Source organism: Streptomyces sp. RG80 (genome assembly GCF_040446465.1).
Taxonomy (GTDB): domain Bacteria; phylum Actinomycetota; class Actinomycetes; order Streptomycetales; family Streptomycetaceae; genus Streptomyces.
The window spans coordinates 270,281-288,797 of sequence record NZ_JBEAAJ010000014.1 but is presented as its reverse complement, the minus strand read 5'-3'; the positions used below and the strand labels follow the sequence as shown (position 1 = coordinate 288,797).

The window sequence follows — 18,517 nt, the reverse complement described above, 5'->3', positions numbered from 1 at the left end:
CGGGCCCGTTGCTGAGTGGCGGGCGCAGCGGGCCGGAGGACGTGAGCACTGGAGGTGTGCGATGAGTGCCGACCGCTCCCACGAGAGCTCTGGTGGTCATGTACTGGTCCTCGCAGCCGGCTCTTCGAGCCTGCACATCGCTCTGTTCGCGGCGGACGGTGAAATGGTGGCGGCTCGAGACGCCTCGGAGTCCCCGGGGCCTGCTTCGGTGGTTGAACTGCGGAACTTCCTCAGGGAAGCGCCCGCTCCTGCGTCGGTCGGTCACCGAATCGTCCACAGCGGCCCGCACCTGCCCCGACATACGCTGATCGACGCACGCGTACGGGCTCTGCTGGCGGATGTCGCCGACCTCGCACCGCTGCACGTGACCCCTGCCCTGCCTGTCGTTGATGCCGCACGAGAACTCCTGCCTGACGTTCCTCATGTCGCCTGCTTCGACACTGTCTTTCACAAGGACCTGCCAGCAGAGGCGCGCACGTACGCCGTGCCGGAGAGATGGCGAGCCGAATACGGGCTGCGCCGGTACGGCTTCCACGGGCTTTCCTACGCGTGGGCACTGCAGAGGACGGCGCAGGCCCTGGACCGACCCGTCGGCAACTTGCAGGTCGTGCTGGTGCACCTGGGCGGCGGCTGCTCGGCCTGCGCCGTCCGGAACGGACGCAGCGTGGACACCACCATGGGCCTTACGCCGCTGGAAGGCCTGGTGATGAGCCGGCGCAGCGGCAGCCTCGACCCCGGCGCCCTGCTGTGGCTGCAGCGGCGGCACGGTCTGAGCGCGGACGAATTGGATGCCGCACTCCACCGGCATTCCGGTCTGCTCGGCCTCTCCGGTACATCGGGAGACACCCGGGACCTGGTGCGTGCCCGCGCGGAGGGTGATGCCGCGGCCGCGTTGGCGCTGGCGACGTTCACACTCAGCTGCCGCAGGGGCATCGCCTCGATGGCCGCTTCGCTGGACCGGCTGGACGCGCTGGTCTTCACCGGGGAGATCGGCGAAGACCAACCCGAGGTACGCGAAGAGATCTGCTCGGGCATGACTGTTCTCGGTATACGAGGCGGGCTACTCGTCCCCGAACTGGAAGATTTGATGCGGGAAGGCCTCCGACGCATCGATCAGGTGGGGAGCGGTGTCCCGGTCCTCGTGGTCGCAACCGGCGAGACACAGCAGATCGCCGCCGAGACGCGACGTGTGCTCGGCATGTGACTGGCCAAGACAACTGCCGGCACATCTGCCTGGCCCGCGCAAAGAACCGGCCTCCTGTGCCAGGACAACACGCGGGGAAGTGGAGACGTCTGGTCCTGTATGTCATCCCCCGTCCGGTCACGGGGCTTTAGGGCCACTGGCCCGTCAGCAGAGCTCCGTACCTCCCCTTCGAACGCCCTTGGGGCGCCCTGCGCCACCGACTGGCTCGCCGCCCTCGGCATCCCGGTGCTGGTCACACGAGGCTTCAGTTCGCAGTCGACATCGTTCGGGCGCGTACCGCCCGTGATCCGCGCCCCGCAGTCCTGCTGAAGGTCCCGATGTCATCGCCAGCCACATGCGCACTCAGCAACGCCTTGAGGTGATCGGCGCACGCCTTCCTCTGTCTGGCCTTCAAGGACTGAAGCGGGCGGCCTAACGGTTGGCCGCAATGGAACTCGGCTAGGCTCGGCGTTGCCGTTTGACCTATGGTCACTGCCATAGAGGCTCCGCCCCGGCGCCCGGGGCGGAGCCTCTGCGCGTTGGAAGCGGAATCCGCTGCGCGCGGGTTCGATTCCCGTTTTTGAGCTGGCGCGATCGTCCTCTATGCCTTCGGCGCGACCCTGTCGGGCCTCATTGAGGCCAAGTTGAGGCCGCAAGGACAGGAACAGACTGACAAGGGCTGACTAGCCCAAACACGGATAACCGCATCTGAGCTGTGAAAACGTCAAGAATGAGCGTTGATCGGCAAGGACCGCCAAGATCCCCAAAGGACTCATAATCCGTCGGCCGTGGGGTCGAGTCCCACCCGCCCCACCTGTGCCCTCCTGTGATCTGCGGAAACGTCTCATCTGGGGTGTGGATTCAGGGCGTTGGTCCACGGGGCTGAATCCGCTGCTCGTGAGTTCGACTCCGTTGCCATCAGCGTTAGTTGAGGTCACGGTTGACCTGCGCAGACGTATCCGCCCACGACTGGAGAATGGCGTCGTCGGTGGGCTGTGCGAGGGTCTGGACGTCGAATTCTGGACGCTGGCTGGACGCGAGATCCGGAAGTGGTGTCGCCTGGTGACCCCTGGGTGTCGGGAGACGGTGGCGCACGATGATCAGGGTGCTGGGCGCCCCATACATCACGGCGTAGCCGCCGACCTCGGGGCGGCGAGAAACGGCCCGTACAGGACACGGTACGAAGGGACACTCGGGGTGCGCGGAGACGACTGTGGACGTTCACCCCGTTCCGTACGAGGTGCTCGTCCTTTGGCGCGGAGGGACGGGGACAAGCCCAGCCCGCGCGGAGCCGATGCGACGTCCGTGCCGTCCCAGATGTGGATGCCGGAGCTATCGCTGTGTGCCCCGAGCCGATCCGTCGCCCTCGGTCGACCTGTTGTCGTTCGTGGAGCTATTCCCGCGTGCGGGGGGCCGACGTTTGGATCCGGGATCCAAAGCCCGCCGACCAGGAGCTATCCTCGCTCGTGCGGGGCCGACCACCGCGTCGAGTCCTTCTGGAAGGGCTGGGTGGAGCTATCTCCGAAAGCGCAGAGCCGACCGCTGCGTCGACGCGATGGTACACAGCGCGTAGGAGCTATCCCCGCCTGCGCGGGGCCGGCAGCTCAGCGGCCTGCAGGTTGACCGTGGCTGGGGAGCTTTCTCCGCGTGCGCGGGACCGACGGCGCGTACCCAACGAGGGTGATCGCGAAGTAGGAGCCATCCCTGCGTGTTCAGGGCCGACTCTCAAGCGCCCACGGCCCTGAACACGGTGCAGGAGCTATCCCCGGTACGCGGGGCCCACGGTAGCCCGACGGCGGCACGTTCACACTGACGGAGCTATCCCCGCCGCCGCAGGGCCAATGTCGTGAATACCGGCTCGGGCCGCCCCGTCCCGGATCTATCCCTGCATGCGCGGGGGCGACCTCGCCATGGCGGCCCAGCCTGTCTCGCACCTTGAGCGATCCCCGCGTGCGCGGGGCCGACAACCCGGGCCTGGAGTACGTCCAGGCGACCATCGAGCTATCCCCGCTTGCGCGGGGCCAACAGCAGGGCGGCGAACGGGTTCAGCGTGCCGTAGGAGCTATCCCCGCATACTCGGGGCCAACTGGATCACCGTCGACTTCGGGTACACCAACCCCGAGCTATCTTCGCGTACGCAGGGCCAACTCGAGTTCGTCGTCGATCAGTCACTCGGTCTGGGAGATATCCCCGCATGCGCAGGGCCAACGTGCCGACCTTCAGGACCATAGTGTGTTCGATGGAGCTTTCCCCGTGGGCGGGGCCAACTCGTACAGTCACTCGAACAGGTCGACGGTCCCGGAGCTATCCCGCGTACGCGGGGCCGACCGGAAAAGCAACGCTGCGAGGAGGCCAGCGATAGAGCTATCCCCGCCTGCGCAGGGCCGACAGTCCGAAGGTTACGCCGCCGTAGGTCACGTAGGAGCTATCCCCACATGCGCGGGGCCGACGCCGAGTCGGGCTGCACCCACGTTTCCAGGTAGGAGCTATCCCCGCGTGCCAGGGACCGACTGCTCCCTCCACCCCGCCCATACACAATCGTGGAGCTATCCCCGAGCGAGGAGCCGACGCAACCGTCTTCCTGATGTGCGGCCAGAGATGGGGGCTATCCCCGCGTGCGCGGGGTCGGCATGAATCCGCTGCAGTCCCAGCTGGGATTGCCGGAGCTATCCCCGCTTGCGCGGGGCCAAAGGTCAGAATGGACGCGCTCTTGACCTATGCCCGAATGGGGCTAGGCAGCACCTTAGCTGTTGTGGTCGGCTGGCTGAATGCGTTGCCTAGTTCACCTGGTCAAGCCGGTGACGGGATCACAAGTGATACCGGTGGGGCCACTGATGCAAGCCCCGGTGCTGGGGTTCAGCAGGCCGACGTAGCGGTTTCGCAGGGCCGGGCGGGGGACGATCGGCCAGGTTTCGGGCAGAGGGAGGGCATTGATTCCGGTGAACCAGTGTGCGGGCAGGGACGCGGTATTGAGGAGGAGGTCTTTTTGTTGTCGGTGGCGGGCCGGGGAGCCGGTGCCATGACGGGAGAGGTCAGCGAGTCGCTGCCCGGACGGGTCGTAACTGAGGATGCCGTTTGGCTGCTTGTACAGGAGGATGGCGTCGATTGAAGGCTCACTAAGGCGGGAGATGGCGCGGATGCCGGCGATGCCGTCGCTGTCGCCGGAACCGTGGCTTTTGCCGGATGCGAGGTCGGTCACGGGAATTGATCTGCCGCGGCGGGTGAAGGGGCGGAACGCACGACTCAGGGACTGGCCTTCCTCGTTGCCGTGGTCGCTTTCCAGGCGGCGTGACGTGCGGTCGAGAAGCTCGCCGAGGGCGCCGACGGCGGTGGGTTTTGGGCCGTAGACCTCTTCGATCAATGGGGTGGTGTCTGCGGGCGTGATGAGATGCACGGTGCTGTCTTTGCGGGCGCGTTGGATGAGGGCGTACCAGGTGGCGGCCAAGAGGTAAGGGGGATACACGTGGCCGTCAGGGTTGCCCTGAGACTGTGCTTCGCCTGGGTTCGGGGGTTCGACCATGGGGAGTTCGTCGGCGCCGGGCCGGGTGAGGATCGTCATGCGGGGCCTGCGGAATGCTTCGGGCCGTGAGGAGTCGTTGACTTGGTGCCGGTGGACGCGGCCGCGACGTTGGATGAGGACGTCAATTGGCGCGAGGTCGGTGTAGATCCGGTCGAAGTCGATGTCGAGGGACTGCTCAGCAACTTGCGTGGCGATGACCAGAAGGCGGTGTGGCCGCTCGGGGTTGCGGTGGGTGTTGTCCCTGCCCGGGCCGAGGCGTCTGGTCAGTAGGTCTTCACCGGGTAGTCGGTAGCGGGGCAGGTTCTGGCCATGCAGGAGCACGATCTTTCTCGGTGACCATCCGCGCGTCTGGGCGCAGTGTGTGGCGGCTCTGTACAAGTCGACTGCTGTGGCCACGCGGTTGCGGATGACGAGGCTGACTCCGCCCTTTGCGGCCTCATCCATGAGTTGTGCGGCGAGGGCGGCGCTGCCGGGATCGGGCTGGAAATCGATGAGAGTGTGCAGCTCCGCGGGGGCGGTCCGGTTGCTTTGGCTGCTTCGGTCGGCGTTGTTAGTTCGGCCGGTGCGGGTGATGGTGCCGTGTTGGTCAACGACGGTGATGGGCCCGGTCTGGTCCGTGTGCGTCACGGGGACGCGGTGGCCATCGCACCACGCCCGGACGAGGGCGTTGCGTACGGTGGCGGGGAGGGTCGCGGAGAGGACGACGACGGAGGCGCCGGCGTCGGCGAGCCAGGCGATGGCGGCTTCGAGGAGTCCTTGCTGGAAGAGCTCGTATGCGTGGGCCTCGTCGATGATGAGTGTCTTGGCGGCGAGGCCGAACATGCGCAGCATCCAGTGATGGCTGGGCTGGGCCGCGAGGGCCACTTGGTCGACGGTGCCGATCGCGAAGGGGGCGATCAGGCCCATGCAGCGGCGCAGGTACCAGGGGCTGAGGACGGCCCGGCGCTGTAGGGGGTCGTCGGGCAAGGGAGTGGAGATGAAGTCTTCGAGTCCTTCGAGTGCCGCCTGCGTTCGGGTGCGCCCGGCATCGAGGAGTTGGTGGACGAAGTCGGTGGCTTCCGCCGTGGCGTGGACGACGGCGAGGTTGGCCGTGTTCTGCTCGCCGAGGGCCCGGTCCATGAAGGTGGCGATCTCGCGGGCCGTTTGGTTGGCGGCGGCCCGGGTCGGCATGGCCATGTACAGGCCCTGGTATCCGCAGGTGACGGCGAGGTGGTGGGCGCACCACAGAGCGAGACGGGTCTTTCCCGATCCGGTGTCGGATTCGACGATGACGAGCGCGGAACCGGTGGCGGGCAGGGCGGCCATGGCGGCGGACTGGAAGGGGCGCGGTGTGGTGTCGGGGAACAGGTCGGTCCAGTCGGCGGCGGGCTCGGGTTGCCAGGCGTCCAGCCGTAGTCGCGTGACCGCGGGGCGGGCCTGCATACCGGAGGCGTGCCACCACTGGGGCGGGCTGGTGGTGAGGGTGCGGTAGGTGAAGTGGGATTCGTCGGAGGCGATCCAGTCGGCGAGGATCACCAGCCCGGCGAACAGCACCAGTGTGCTGGGGCGTTCGGGCGTCACCAGCTGGGGGAGGGTGGTGAGATCGACTCCGATCAGGTCGGCCGCGTCCTGGATGAGTTCTGAGTAGATCGGTAGCCAGTCGGTGATGTCGGCCGCCATGGCCGCGCGGCCGATGGTGTCGGGGCTGGGGATGTCTCCGTGGTGTCCGCCGAGGAGGGCAGCGGCGGTGTGGAGTCCGGTTGACGGCGAGCCGGTCCCGCCGCAGTCCTGGCAGGTGCAACCGAGGAGACGCGGCAGGTGTACGGCGGTGATGTGCTCATGTCGCGCGCCGGGCTGGGTGTCGAGATCCTTTCCGAGGGGAAGACCGGCGGCGCGGGCCTGACGCTCCCATTCGGTACGGGCCTGCCGCAGATAGGGGCCGTCCCAGCGGCTGGTGCCGAACATATGTAGGAAGCACCCGGAGCCCTTGCCGAGGTCGTGCAGGGCGGCCAGGAACATCACCACTCGGCGCGCCGTGTCCTCACGGCCGCCGCCGAAGGCGTCGGCGAGCCGGGCCCATGCGGTGAGGGGGAGATAGCGGTCCCACAGCTGAGCGACGCAGGCGGCTGTGTCGAGAGCGTGAGCGAGCAGCGGATTCCATGCCGGGCCGCCCCCGCGACGACTGATTTTGTACCGGTCCGTCTTGGCCCAGATGTAGAAGTGCCGTCGTACTGACCAATTATGACTAGTCGTCATATCCCTCTCCGTATGGTGCTATCGTCCCCATCCTCAACGGTTCTGCTAACAGAGCACGTTCTTTTTGAAGTTCAACTCCGCCTGGAAGGAGGTGGAAGCACGATGCAGTGGGAACCGCGAGGCCAAGCATGCATCCCGGTACTGACAACCGGCCCTGACCTGCGGCGAGTCAAGGTGAACCTGGTCGATGTGTTCCGCCGGGCCGACGAACTGGCCGCTGTCTGCGGTGACACCCCGGGTGAAACGGCCGCGCTGATCGACTGGCTGATCGGCCTGATCTACGCGGCGGATCAGCATCCCGAGACCTCCGACGAGTGGCTGTCGTGGGTCACCGGTCGCACGCCCTTGGACGAGGTGGCCGACTGGATCGCAAGTCACTCCGGGTGCTGGGACCTCTTCGATCCCGAGTGGCCCCTCGGCCAGAACCCTGTCCTCCGCCCTCACCTCGACGCCTACGGTGTCGGGCCCGCTCAGCTCTTCCTGGAACGGGTCGGGGATTACAACCAGTTCTTCAACCTTCACCATCTCCACCACCCGGAGCCCGTACCGGCGGATGCCGCATGGCGTGCGCTGCTCACCCAGCACGTGTACGGGATCGGGATGCGCGGCAGGATCAAGGCCAAGGACATGGGGCTGCCGGGGACCTTCACCAATCTCGGCACCAACCGGCTGGCCACCCGCCTGAAGGTCATCGCCCGCCCGGCCTGGCCAGGAGCCACCCTCGGTGATCTACTGCGCGTCAACACCGCCCCGTGGCCGGACGAACCCGGGCCGCTGAACCTGACGTGGAACCAGGACGAGTCCTCGCGACGAGACTTCACACGGCCGGGACCACAGCAAACCCGCACCCCACAAGGCCCGGCCGATCTCCATACCGTGCTCGGCCGCTCGATCGCGCTGCGCCCAACTGTCCTTCCCGACGGGAGCGTCGGCGTCGACCGGGTCCTCATCGGTGCCGGTGAAACCCTTGCCGAGCTGCCCGCCACGTACCTGCAGGACGCCGTCACCTTCGATACCCCTGGCGAGAAGAAGAACCTGCTCAAGCCGTCCCCCACGCGGGAGCTATGGCGGGAATCCCACGCTCTGTACGCGGCCGTTGCCGAGCGAGACAAGGGCACCGATCTGTACGGCCGGATCGCAATGCTGCACGGTCGCCGGGTCCACCTGTGGGCCATCGGTCTGCTCGCCACCCAGGGCAAGCTGATTACGTGGGTGTGTGATGAGTTCCCGTACGTGCCCGGCCGGGAGACCCAGCTGCGTCACGCCGCCGAGCAGGGCTCGGCGATCTGCGAGTACACCGCGCGCGTCCTCTATCTGGTGGCCGCTGCCACACGCGAGATCGCCTACCCCAACCCCAAGCCGGACGACAAGGCTGCCCAACTCACCCGCTTCAACGGCGAACCTGAGATGTGGGCCGGTGCCGCCGACCTGTTCCACCACCTGCTGGACCAGGTTGCCGAAACCGGCGCCGCTATCGAGGCCCTGGCCACTTTCGGCTGCGACATCCGCGCCCTGGCCATCACGTCCCTCGACGGACGCCTGACCAGCCTGCCCCCAGGAGGCACCGGACTGCAGGCCCGCGTCACCGCGCGCGCCCGGCTCCGCGCCCTCCTCGGCCACAGCAAAGCGCCTGTCCAGTTGAAGGAACCCGCAGATGCCTGACCTCGCCCCGACCGCCGGCACAAAGCCACCCGGCACCCAGCTCTCGGATTGGCTGTGTGGCCTGGTCCGCACACACAATCTCGGAGCTCTCGCCGCCCTGCGCAGACCCAACCCGCCCCGCCGCACCGAGGCCCACCACCTTGCCGCGGCGTTTGCCCTGTCCGAAGAACAGCAGCAGGTCTACCAATTCACCGCGTTCCTCTTCGCCCGCTACCACGCCGGTGCCCTCCGCCCGCACTACGGATACGGCGACTTGGGCACAGCCATGCGGAAGATCGGCAGTGGCGCCGGCCGCGGCCCCGCCGACCCCGGGGCCAAACGGCTGCTGGACCGGATCACCGCATCCCGCGAGATCCCCTGGCGGCACCTGCAGCACGCCATCGAACGGGCCCGCGCCTGCGATACCGCCCCGCCGTCCTGGGCCCAGCTCCCCGAGGACCTGGCCCGCTGGAAGAGCCGCGAGCGGTTGAAGAGTCGAGACAGGTCCGTCGCCGATACCTGGGGTGCCTCCTTCTACACCCCCACCTACACGAAGAGGACAACCACGTGACCGCCCTGACCTCCCCGGCTGCGGAGCTTCTCATCGGTGATCAGTACCTCTCCCTGCACCTGCTGGAGACATTCACCGCGGCGCTTCCCGTACGCGACGAGAACGGCATGCCCAAGCAGTTCGTCTTCGGCGGCGACCCTCGCACGATGATCACTGCCCAAGCACGGCGACGTGCCGAGCGCACCCACAGCCGCGAGCGCGCCAATGCAGGCCAGGGCCCACTCGCCGGGTACACCATGGGCATCCGCACGCGCGAATGGGCCAAACTCACCGCCAAGGCGCTCGTCGACCGGTATGGATGGGAGCGGGCCGACGCGCTGGCCACCGCCAAGGCCCTCCTTGGAGGCGTCGGTCTTAAGTTCGGTTCCAGATCCACCACTCGCGACCTGACCCAGGTGCTCCTGTTCGCACCCGAGGACGCCGGGCAGGCCATCGCCGACTGGGTCCAGGAGCACCGTGCCGAAGTGACTCCTTGGACCAGCGACTACCTCAGGGCCAAGGAAGCAGCGGCCGCCACCGAGGCCGCGAAGAAAGCCGCGGCCGCAGCCGCCAGAAAGGCGAAGAAGAACGGTACAGACGTCCCCGCCCCAGCAGTCGACGACGACCCGTCCGCAAACGACGAGCAGCTTCCGGTCGTACCCCGCAAGATCCGCGAGGCGATCCTGTCGGCGCTCGCTCCCCGCGACGCCATCGACATTGCGCTGTACGGCCGGTTCCTCGCCGAGATCGCCGACTCGCCCAACGTGGACGGCGCCATCCAGACAGCCCACGCTTTCACCGTCCATGCCGCCGAACACATCGATGACTTCTACGCCGCCGCCGACGACGCCAAGCTCCACCGCAAAGCCCACGCCCTGGACTACATCGATGCCGCCGACGACTCCGGCGCAGGCATGACCGGCTACCAGTCGCTCATTTCCGGCACCTTTTACCGCCATGCGGTCCTCGACCGCTACAAGCTGCGGATCAACCTGCTCGCCTCCGGCATGAAGCCTGACCAGGTACAGGCCGCCGCCGACGGCGCCGAACTCGAATTCGTCGAGGCGTTCACCAACGCCATCCCCCAGGCCAAGAAAAACACCACGGCTGCGACCGGCATCCTGCCCAAGCTAGTCGTGGCCTTCACCGGGGCCCGGCCCTTCAACTACGCCGGGATTTTCGAGAAGCCGATCGCCGAAGAGACCGATGGCGTGGCATCCCTTGCAGCTGCCGACCGCCTCCTCAACCAGCATGCCCTCGTTCTGCGAAAGCGCACGGACATCTCACCTGCCCGAGTGCTCACCTACGACCTCGACGTACAGGAACTCATCGACTCCCGTACGGCCGCCGGCACCCTGCCCGGAGTGGAAGCCAACAGTATCGAGGAGCTGACCAGCAGGTGACCTCCGTGCTTCTGCTACGCCTAGCCGGCCCTCTCCAGTCGTGGGGAGCCCTGGCCCGGTTCGACCGTCGCGACACCCTCAACCGGCCGACGAAGTCCGGCGTGACCGGACTCATCGCCGCCGCCCTCGGCCTGGACCGAGCGGACGACCTCGGCGCGCTAACCGACCTGCGCTTCGCTGTAAGGGCCGACCGGCCCGGCACCGCCGTCCGAGACTTCCACATCGTCGGGAGCGGCACTTACCCGCTACGCCCCCGCGACTTGATCACCGACCACCGCCGGGCCGAGAAGGCCGCGGCCGCTCTCGAAACCAGCACCGGTCCCGTGTTCGGACAACTCGCCGCCCGCTCCGTCACCAAGTGGTACGGCGCCCCGAAAGAAATCGCCCCGGACTCGAAGACAGGCGTTCTCCTGGCAGGCAACACCACGCGCGACGCCATGATGACGACCCGCTGGTACCTGGCAGACGCCGCATTCGTCGCAGCTGTCGAACACCCGGACCAGGACCTCCTGCACCGCATCGGCCACGCCGTGGAGCACCCCCAACGCCTCCTCTGGCTCGGCCGCAAGTCCTGCCCCCCGAGCGGCACCATCTCCCGCGGAGTACATCCAGGAACCGCCGAGACGATTCTCACCACGACCGCGCTCCTGCCCAACGCCTCCAGCCCACGGCCATGGGCCTGGATCGAAGCCACCCCCGGCACCCCCGGCGCCGCACAGAGAACAGACCAGCCCGTCACCTACCACCCCGAACACCGCACCCACACGGCACGGTGGGAGACTCGCACCCGCATCAGCCCCGAGCCGACCATCGGATGGGACATCATCCCGTGAGCACCTCCCGACTGATCACCTGCCAGAGCATCATCCAACTCGACCTCAACCACACCTATGCCGCGCCCGCCCTCATGGACGCCCACCATATGCATCGCATCGTGATGGGCGGCTTCACCGGCTGGGTCCCGGACGGCGCCAACGCCCCCCGCGCCCAGGTCGGTGTTCTGTCCACCTGGTCCTCCAACTTGGCGACGCAAACCCTGCTGATCATCGTTCAGTCACGCGTACGCCCCGACTGGACTGCCATCCCGCGCACCGCCCTCTGCGCCCCAATCGACATCCGTACCGTCGACGAGCACATCAGCACCGGGGACCGATTCACGTTCCGCACCGTGGTCTCCCCGACCAAGACTCGGAAGGACCTCAAACAGAAGGGCCAAACGGTCATCAAGCGGCTCCCGCACTCCCTACCCGCACACGTGCGCACCTGGTTCGAGGACCGCCTCCAACCCGCCGGAGCACCCGAGACCGCACCAAACGGCATCCCCCGCATCGGTGCCGATGCTGACGGGACCACCCTCGCCATCCGGATGCTGCCACCGGTCAGCACCGACCACCACAAAGGACTGAAAATCACCCGTGCCGAAATCCGCGGCACCCTCACCGTCACCGACCCGGCCACGTTCACCAAGACCATCACTACCGGCTTCGGCCGCGCCCGCGCCTACTCCTGTGGCCTCATCCTGACCAGACCCGCCCAGGAACAATCCGAAGTTCACGCAGGCACACTACGGCTCGACGCAAGTGCATGAAATCGCACATGATCGCCGCGAACGTGCCACCTCAGGAAGGGGTCAGCCCCGCGCACGCGGGGATAGCTCCATGACTCGGTCGACAGCGAACTTCTTGAGGTCGTCAGCCCCCTGCCCGCGGGGATGGCTCCGACTACTTCGTCATGCGAAACGGCCGGTCGAAGTCAGCCCCGCACATGCGGGGATAGCTCCACCGGCAGCAGCTCGCGCGCGATGTTCACCTCGTCAGCCCCGCGCACGCGGGTATAGCTCCAAGACCCTGACGTCCCCGACCATCAACGGCGGGTCGGCCCACCCACGCCGTGGATAGCGCCATGGCCGCTTCGTCGAGGTAGCCGGTGGCGCAATCGGCCCCGTGTGTGGGGATAGCTCCACGGACGCGAACACCGGCTGCGCCGTACGGGGTCGGCCCCTTCTACATCGGGATAGCTCCGCGCTCGTGTGTCGGCGGGATGGGGCGCCGGAGTCAGCCCCGCGCGGGAATGGCGCCGACCTCGGCCTCGACGAGCTGTCGGCGCCAGGCACGCAAGAAGAGTTCCTGGACGTAGAACGGCGTCAGCGTCTTGGCAATCTCGGCCCCGCGCACGCGGGGATAGCTCGGGCGTGCCGCTCACGACCGGAACGGTGACAGAGTCGGCTCCGTGCACGGGGGGATAGCTCTGCAGGTGTGCGCTACACGGCTGGCACCCTCGCGTGGGCCACGCGCATGCGGGGATAGCACGGTGGCCTCGAACGGGACGAGTTTGACCCGCCTGTCGGCCCCGCATGCGGGGATGGCTCCATCGCCGAGGAGACACAGTCCGGGATCTACTAGTCGGCCCCGCGCACGTGGGGATAGCTCATACAACGGGTACGCGGGCGGCGGCACCCCAGTATCGGTCCCGCGCGCGGGGATAGCTCCACGGTGCGGATCTGCCGCGACGGTTACACCGGGTCGGCCCCACGCACGCGAGGATGGCTCCGACCCTCCTGTCTGGACGAGGCGGCGCAGGCGGTCAGCCCCGCGCACGCGGGGATAGCTCCGTGCAAAACGTCGTCCTCGACAACGTCACGATGTCGGCCCTGCGCACACTGGGATAGACCCGAGTCCGACCTGACGGCCTACTTTCTGGACCGGTCAGCCCCGCTGACGAGGGGATGGCTCCACCAACCTCACGCTGGAGGGCGTCTAAGCTATGTCGGTCCCGCGCGTGCGGGGATTGCTCCAGCTCGTTTGGGACCTCGCTGTAGGCGGTGAGGTTGGCCCCGTGTACGCGGGGATAGCTCCTGCACGGATACGTGCAGAATGAACTTGAAGAAGTCGGCCCAGCACACGTGGGTATAGCCCCACCTACGTGAACACTGCGTACACGGAAACGTAGTCAGCCCCGTGCAAGCGGGGGATAGCTCCTACGGCGAGCAGTACGAGTGCCGGTGCCCGCCGTCGGCCCCGCGCTGGGGATACCTCCGTGTTGAACTGGGCAGCGGTGAACACGCTGTCGTCGGCCCCGCGGACGCGGGGATAGCTCCGTCAGCGTGTAAGTACCGCCGGTCGGGCTGCCGTTGGCCCGGCGCGCGGGGACAGCTCTAACTCGGTCTACCACTTGGACCGAGTTCCGGAGTTGGCCCGGCGTGCACGGGGATAACTCCTACGAGAAGGGCCTGATCACCTTCCGTGCCGAGTCGGCCCCGCGCACGTGGGGATAGCTCAGGCGCTCGCATGTAGAGGAAGACCAGCCCGCCGTCGGCCCTGTGCACGCGGGGATAGCCCCGGCAAGGCCTACCGGCGGGGCGGCAACGGCAAGTTGGCCCCGCCTATTTGGGGATAGCTCCTACGTGCCGGGGTGTCCGGATGGCACCTGGAATCGACCCCACGCACGCGGGGATAGCTCCGTCGCCACACCCTGGTGTCTCGCGGAGTTCGGGTCGGCCTCGTGTATGCGGGGATACCCCCTGGCACGGGATCATGTTCTGCGTCCTCCAGGTCAGCCCCCGCGCACGCGGATAGCTCCCTGGGCGTCATCCACGACTCCACGAGGTTCTCGTCGGCCCCGCGCATGCGGGGATGCTCCCAGGCCGAGCGAATCCTTGTAGCCGTCGCCGGTGGACGACGAATCACGATCCTCGGGAGGACATGCCACGGGGGTGCCGTATGGCCCGTGACTGATCCGGGGCCAGTTCAGTCGGAGCTCGAACTGTGACGCGAAGTGACTTGTTGATCGCGTAAGGTGGTCACCGTATTGGGTTGCCTGGAGCGCAACGACGCTTCCAGGCAACCGACTTCAGACTCTAGAAGAACCCAAGTTTCTTTGGACTGTATGAAACTAGAACGTTCTTCGTCTGCTGGTGGTACATCGTTCCTATGGTGCTGACCTGCGCGAATGCGGAGTTTCTTGAGCGCTGGCGGGAGTTGGTCCGTGTATGGTCCGGATCTTGGCGCAGAGAGAGCGAAGATGTGCCAGGGCCTGATGGTGACGGCTGGTGGCTGTCTCGTCCGCCGGGCCGAGCCTGGTTCGCGGCCTCCGCGGCGCGCAGTAAAGGGGCCAGTCTCGGACTGAACCCGGCGTATAGCCTGACTCGTCTGCCACTCTCTATTTCCGCAGGTCAGAGGCTATATTCTATCGATAAACAAACTGTCTGGGTCGAATCCGGGGCGAATTCGGACTGCAAGTACTGCCGTCCTTGTCCACCGCGCATGCGACGTATTCGGCACTCCGGGCGGCAAGTGCGGTTCGATGCCGATCTGTGGCGGACATCTCGGCACCGGATGTGCTCGGAGGTGCATGTATGGGGTGCCTCCTCACTGACCCGCTCTGGTTGAACTCGATCGCCGAGATGGTGCGTCCGGTAGCGGAGCCTGTTAGTGGGCGTTCGCATAGCATTTTTGCGGTATATGAATTTTACCGATGCCCCGCTTTGGGCGTCTTCACCGGGTAGGAGCTATTCGTACCCTGCAGGGCCGAGCACTCGACTGTCCGTCTCGTTCGGATTCCCCTCCGCTGGGCCAGCGTCCCGAAGAGATCATCAAAGCGGACGGCGTACGCTTCCAGCGGACCGGGCGCGGGTGGACACGGCAGCCGTTTCGTCATCTCGGGCTCTCCAGACCGTAGTTGACGCCTTCACCTCACGGCCTGCTCCCCGACGAATCCGCCGTCAACAAACCACCGATAGCCGACTAAAACTGCGCGCTGGCGTACTTCGACGACCCTGACGTAGGGTCCGTGATCACCTTCCCGTCGGACTACGCCTGAGATGTCCGCGCCGTCCTGGCGGACACCGACCGACTGGACCGACTCCTCCGGGCGGATAACGACGAGCTGGCTCAACCCCGTCACCGTGAAGAGCCAGCCGTTCACCGCCGCAGAGGATGCCTGTTGCTCCCAGGGCCCCCACGTCACCCGCTGGATGCCAGATCGCGTCCGATGAGCTCCTTCATGATCTCGGTGGTGCCGCCGTAGATCGTCTGGACTCTTGTGTCGACGAACGCACGGGCGACCGGATACTCCGTCATGTAGCCGTAGCCGCCGTGCAGTTGCAGGCAACGGTCGATGACCCGCTTCTGCAGTTCGCTTACGTACCACTTGCCTTTCGCCGCGTCCACGGCGGTCAGTTCACCGGCGTTGTAGGCGTGTACCGAGCGGTCGACGTAGGCCTCGGCGACGTCGATCTCGGTGGCCATCTCGGCGAGTTCGAAGCGGATGTGCTGGAGGTTGCCGATGGGGTGGCCGAAAGCCCGGCGCTCGAAGCAGTAGGCACGGGTCAGATCGAAGACCGCCCGGCTGGTCGCGATGGCCGTGGCCGTCACACCGAGACGCTCCCGGGGCAGGTGGCTCATGAGCTCCTGGAGGCCCGATCCCACTGGGCCGAGGATGTTGGCGGCCGGTACCCGCACGTCCTCGAAGAACAGTTCGGCCGTGTCCTGGCCGGGCAGTCCGATCTTGTCCAGTTTGCGGCCGCGGGTGAAGCCGGGCATGTCCCGCTCGACCACCAGGAGAGTGAAGCCCCGCGAGCCGCCTTCGGGATCCGTACGCGCGGCGACGATCACCAGATCGGCCATGATGCCACTGGTGATGAAGGTCTTCTGTCCGTTCAGGACCCAGTCGTCGCCGTCGCGGCGGGCCGAGGTGCGGATGCCCCGCAGGTCGCTGCCGGTCCCGGGTTCGGTCATCGCCAGCGCGCCGATGATCTCGCCGGAGGCGAAGCCCGGCAGCCAGCGCCGCTTCTGGTCGTCCGTGGTCAGGTCCAGCAGATAGTGCAGCACCAGGTCGTCCTGGAGGGAGACGGTGAGTCCGAAGGAGAGCGCGTGGACGCGGGCGATCTCCTCGCAGACGACCATGCGATAGCGGTAGTCCCGCTCGCCGGAGCCGCCGTGTTCCTCGCCGATCTGCAGGCCGTAGACACCCTGTTGGGCAGCCGCGGCGAACACCTTGCGGTCGATCCACCGGTCGGCCTCCCACCGCTGGTGGTGGGGGACGACCTCACGCGCGAGGAACTCGCGGACGGTTTCCCGGTATTGCTCGTGATCGTCTGTGTACAGGTTCCGTCGCATCAGGTCAGCCGAGCCTCTCGATGATGGTGACGTTGGCCTGACCGCCGCCTTCGCACATGGTCTGGAGACCGTAGCGGCCGCCGGTGCGCTCCAGTTCGTGGAGCAGGGTGGTCATCAGCCGTGTCCCGGTGGCCCCGAGCGGGTGACCGAGGGCGATGGCACCGCCGTTGACGTTGACCCGGGCCGGATCGGCGCCGATGTCGGCCTGCCAGGCGAGCACCACGGAGGCGAACGCCTCGTTGATCTCGACGAGATCGATGTCGTCGATGGTGAGTCCGGACTTCTTGAGAGCGTGCTCCGTGGCAGGGATGGGAGCGGTGAGCATCATGACCGGGTCGGAGCCACGCACCGACATGTGGTGGATGCGGGCCCGGGGTGTGAGGGAGTGCGTGCGTACGGCGGCCTCCGAGGCGATCAGCATCGCCGAGGAGGCGTCGGAGATCTGGCTGGCCACCGCGGCGGTCAGCCGCCCGCCGGGCGTCAGTGTCGCGAGTTCGGCCATCTTCTCCAGTGTGGTGTCCGGCCGCGGACCCTCGTCCGCCATGACCCCTTCGAACGGAATGATCTCGGCGTCGAACCGGCCCTCTCGCTGGGCTGTCAGGGCCCGGCGGTGACTCTCCAGCGCGAACTCCTCCATGGTCGAGCGTTCCACGCCCCACTTCTCCGCGATCATCTCCGCGCCGCGGAACTGGGAGATCTCCTGGTCGCCGTAGCGGGCGTGCCAGCCCTTGCAGTCGGTCCACGGATCGGTCGACCCGTAGGGCTCGCCGGCGGTGAACCCGGACAGGATGGGGAACTGGCTCATCTTCTGCACACCGCCGGCCACGATGAGGTCGGCCGTGCCGGACATGACGGCCTGCGCGGCGAAGTGGACCGCCTGCTGGGACGAGCCGCACTGCCGGTCGATAGTCGTACCGGGCACCGACTCGGGCAGCCCGGCGGCCAGCGCACTGGTCCGCGCGATGTCGCCGGCCTGCGAGCCGATCTGGTCGAGGCAGCCGAGAATGACGTCGTCGACGGCGGCGGGGTCGAAGTCGTGGCGTGCGACCAGTGAGCGGATGACGTGGGCGGCGAGATCGGCCGGGTGCGTTCCGGCGAAGCCGCCGCCGCGTTTGCCGACCGGGGTGCGTACCGCGTCGACGATGTAGGCCTCGGGCATGACGGTCCTCCAGTGTGCTGTGCGAAGGGGTGATGGAAGGGGCATGAGGGCGGGCCCAGGGTCAGGGCACACCCAGGCCGTGGCGCACCAGGCTCTGCGCGGTGCGGATGACGCCGGTCAGCGAACCCTGCCGCGGGTTCCACCACTCCGGCGTCCAGTTGAGGGCTCCCATGACGAGCATGCGCGCCGCTCGCAGGTCGATGTCGTTCCTGATGGCTCCCGCGGCCCTGGCTCTCGCCAGCAGGTCCCGCCACAGGTCGAAGTAGGCGCCGCTGTCCGCCCGCAGGCGGGCGCGGATGTCCTCGGGCAGCTGTCCGCTGTTGCGGCTGACCGCGGTCGCGAAGTCCGACAGGTGCAGCTCGACCTGCAGATGCGCCTCGACGGCGGCACAGATCCGGTCCATCGGGGGAGTGCCGTCGGGCAGTGCGGCCAGCGCGGTCTCGACGTGCTCCCGAAGCCGCAGCTGGCCGACCGCCATCACCTCGGCGATCAGCTCCTCGCGGGAGGGGAAGTAGTAGTAGACGGCGGGCGGACGCACACCGGCCCGTTCGGCGATGTCGGCCAGCCTGGTCGCGGAGTAGCCCTTGAGACTCAGCGTCCGAGCGGCCGCGGCGAGAATGCGGTTCCGGGTCGCCGCCGCCTTGACGGCCGGGGTTCTCGTGCCGTGTGCGCTGGTGCCGTTTCTGTCGGTGGTGTTCACTGAGCGCGCC

The 18,517-nt window shown here is 67.2% G+C and carries 11 protein-coding genes; 6 read left to right on the top strand and 5 right to left on the bottom strand.

Going from position 1 to position 18,517, the window contains the following annotated elements; translation table 11 throughout:
* Nucleotides 1-61: 61 nt before the first annotated feature.
* Nucleotides 62-1,204 (top strand): acetate/propionate family kinase, encoded by a 1,143-nt coding sequence (locus tag ABKA17_RS40755; protein ID WP_353697456.1) that lies wholly within the window; start codon nt 62-64, stop codon nt 1,202-1,204.
* Between the two features lie 2,761 nt (nt 1,205-3,965).
* Here ABKA17_RS40755 and cas3 read toward each other — a convergent pair.
* Nucleotides 3,966-6,938, bottom strand: a complete 2,973-nt coding sequence (gene cas3 / locus ABKA17_RS40750) for a CRISPR-associated helicase Cas3' (RefSeq protein ID WP_353697455.1) — start codon at nt 6,936-6,938, stop codon at nt 3,966-3,968.
* A gap of 102 nt (nt 6,939-7,040) precedes the next feature.
* On the opposite strand from cas3, the gene ABKA17_RS40745 reads away from it, so the two are divergent.
* The 5 genes from ABKA17_RS40745 to cas6e are packed head-to-tail and all read left to right on the top strand — an operon-like array spanning nt 7,041 to nt 12,120.
* The gene (locus tag ABKA17_RS40745) at nt 7,041-8,600 is read left to right on the top strand and encodes a type I-E CRISPR-associated protein Cse1/CasA (protein WP_353697454.1); all 1,560 of its coding nucleotides are present in this window, start codon (nt 7,041-7,043) and stop codon (nt 8,598-8,600) included.
* Nucleotides 8,593-9,150, top strand: coding sequence for a type I-E CRISPR-associated protein Cse2/CasB (gene casB, locus ABKA17_RS40740; RefSeq protein ID WP_353697453.1), 558 nt, complete (start codon nt 8,593-8,595; stop codon nt 9,148-9,150). Before ABKA17_RS40745 ends, casB begins: the two co-directional genes overlap by 8 nt.
* The gene (locus ABKA17_RS40735) at nt 9,147-10,532 is read left to right on the top strand and encodes a type I-E CRISPR-associated protein Cas7/Cse4/CasC (RefSeq protein WP_353697452.1); all 1,386 of its coding nucleotides are present in this window, start codon (nt 9,147-9,149) and stop codon (nt 10,530-10,532) included. Before casB ends, ABKA17_RS40735 begins: the two co-directional genes overlap by 4 nt.
* Nucleotides 10,529-11,365, top strand: a complete 837-nt coding sequence (gene cas5e, locus ABKA17_RS40730) for a type I-E CRISPR-associated protein Cas5/CasD (protein ID WP_353697451.1) — start codon at nt 10,529-10,531, stop codon at nt 11,363-11,365. Before ABKA17_RS40735 ends, cas5e begins: the two co-directional genes overlap by 4 nt.
* Complete coding sequence (gene cas6e, locus ABKA17_RS40725; protein ID WP_353697450.1) at nt 11,362-12,120, top strand: type I-E CRISPR-associated protein Cas6/Cse3/CasE; 759 nt, start codon at nt 11,362-11,364, stop codon at nt 12,118-12,120. Before cas5e ends, cas6e begins: the two co-directional genes overlap by 4 nt.
* A 3,098-nt stretch (nt 12,121-15,218) precedes the next feature.
* Here the strand turns inward: cas6e and ABKA17_RS40720 are convergent.
* The 4 genes from ABKA17_RS40720 to ABKA17_RS40705 form a co-directional block, all read right to left on the bottom strand.
* A complete protein-coding gene (locus ABKA17_RS40720) occupies nt 15,219-15,455 on the bottom strand; it encodes a hypothetical protein (protein WP_353697449.1) in 237 nt (78 codons plus the stop codon).
* A gap of 38 nt (nt 15,456-15,493) precedes the next feature.
* A complete protein-coding gene (locus ABKA17_RS40715) occupies nt 15,494-16,648 on the bottom strand; it encodes an acyl-CoA dehydrogenase family protein (protein WP_353697448.1) in 1,155 nt (384 codons plus the stop codon).
* Between the two features lie 4 nt (nt 16,649-16,652).
* The gene (locus ABKA17_RS40710) at nt 16,653-17,807 is read right to left on the bottom strand and encodes an acetyl-CoA C-acetyltransferase (protein ID WP_353697447.1); all 1,155 of its coding nucleotides are present in this window, start codon (nt 17,805-17,807) and stop codon (nt 16,653-16,655) included.
* Between the two features lie 61 nt (nt 17,808-17,868).
* On the bottom strand, nt 17,869-18,507 hold the full coding sequence (locus ABKA17_RS40705) for a TetR/AcrR family transcriptional regulator (RefSeq protein WP_353697446.1): 639 nt from the start codon (nt 18,505-18,507) through the stop codon (nt 17,869-17,871).
* Nucleotides 18,508-18,517: the final 10 nt, after the last annotated feature.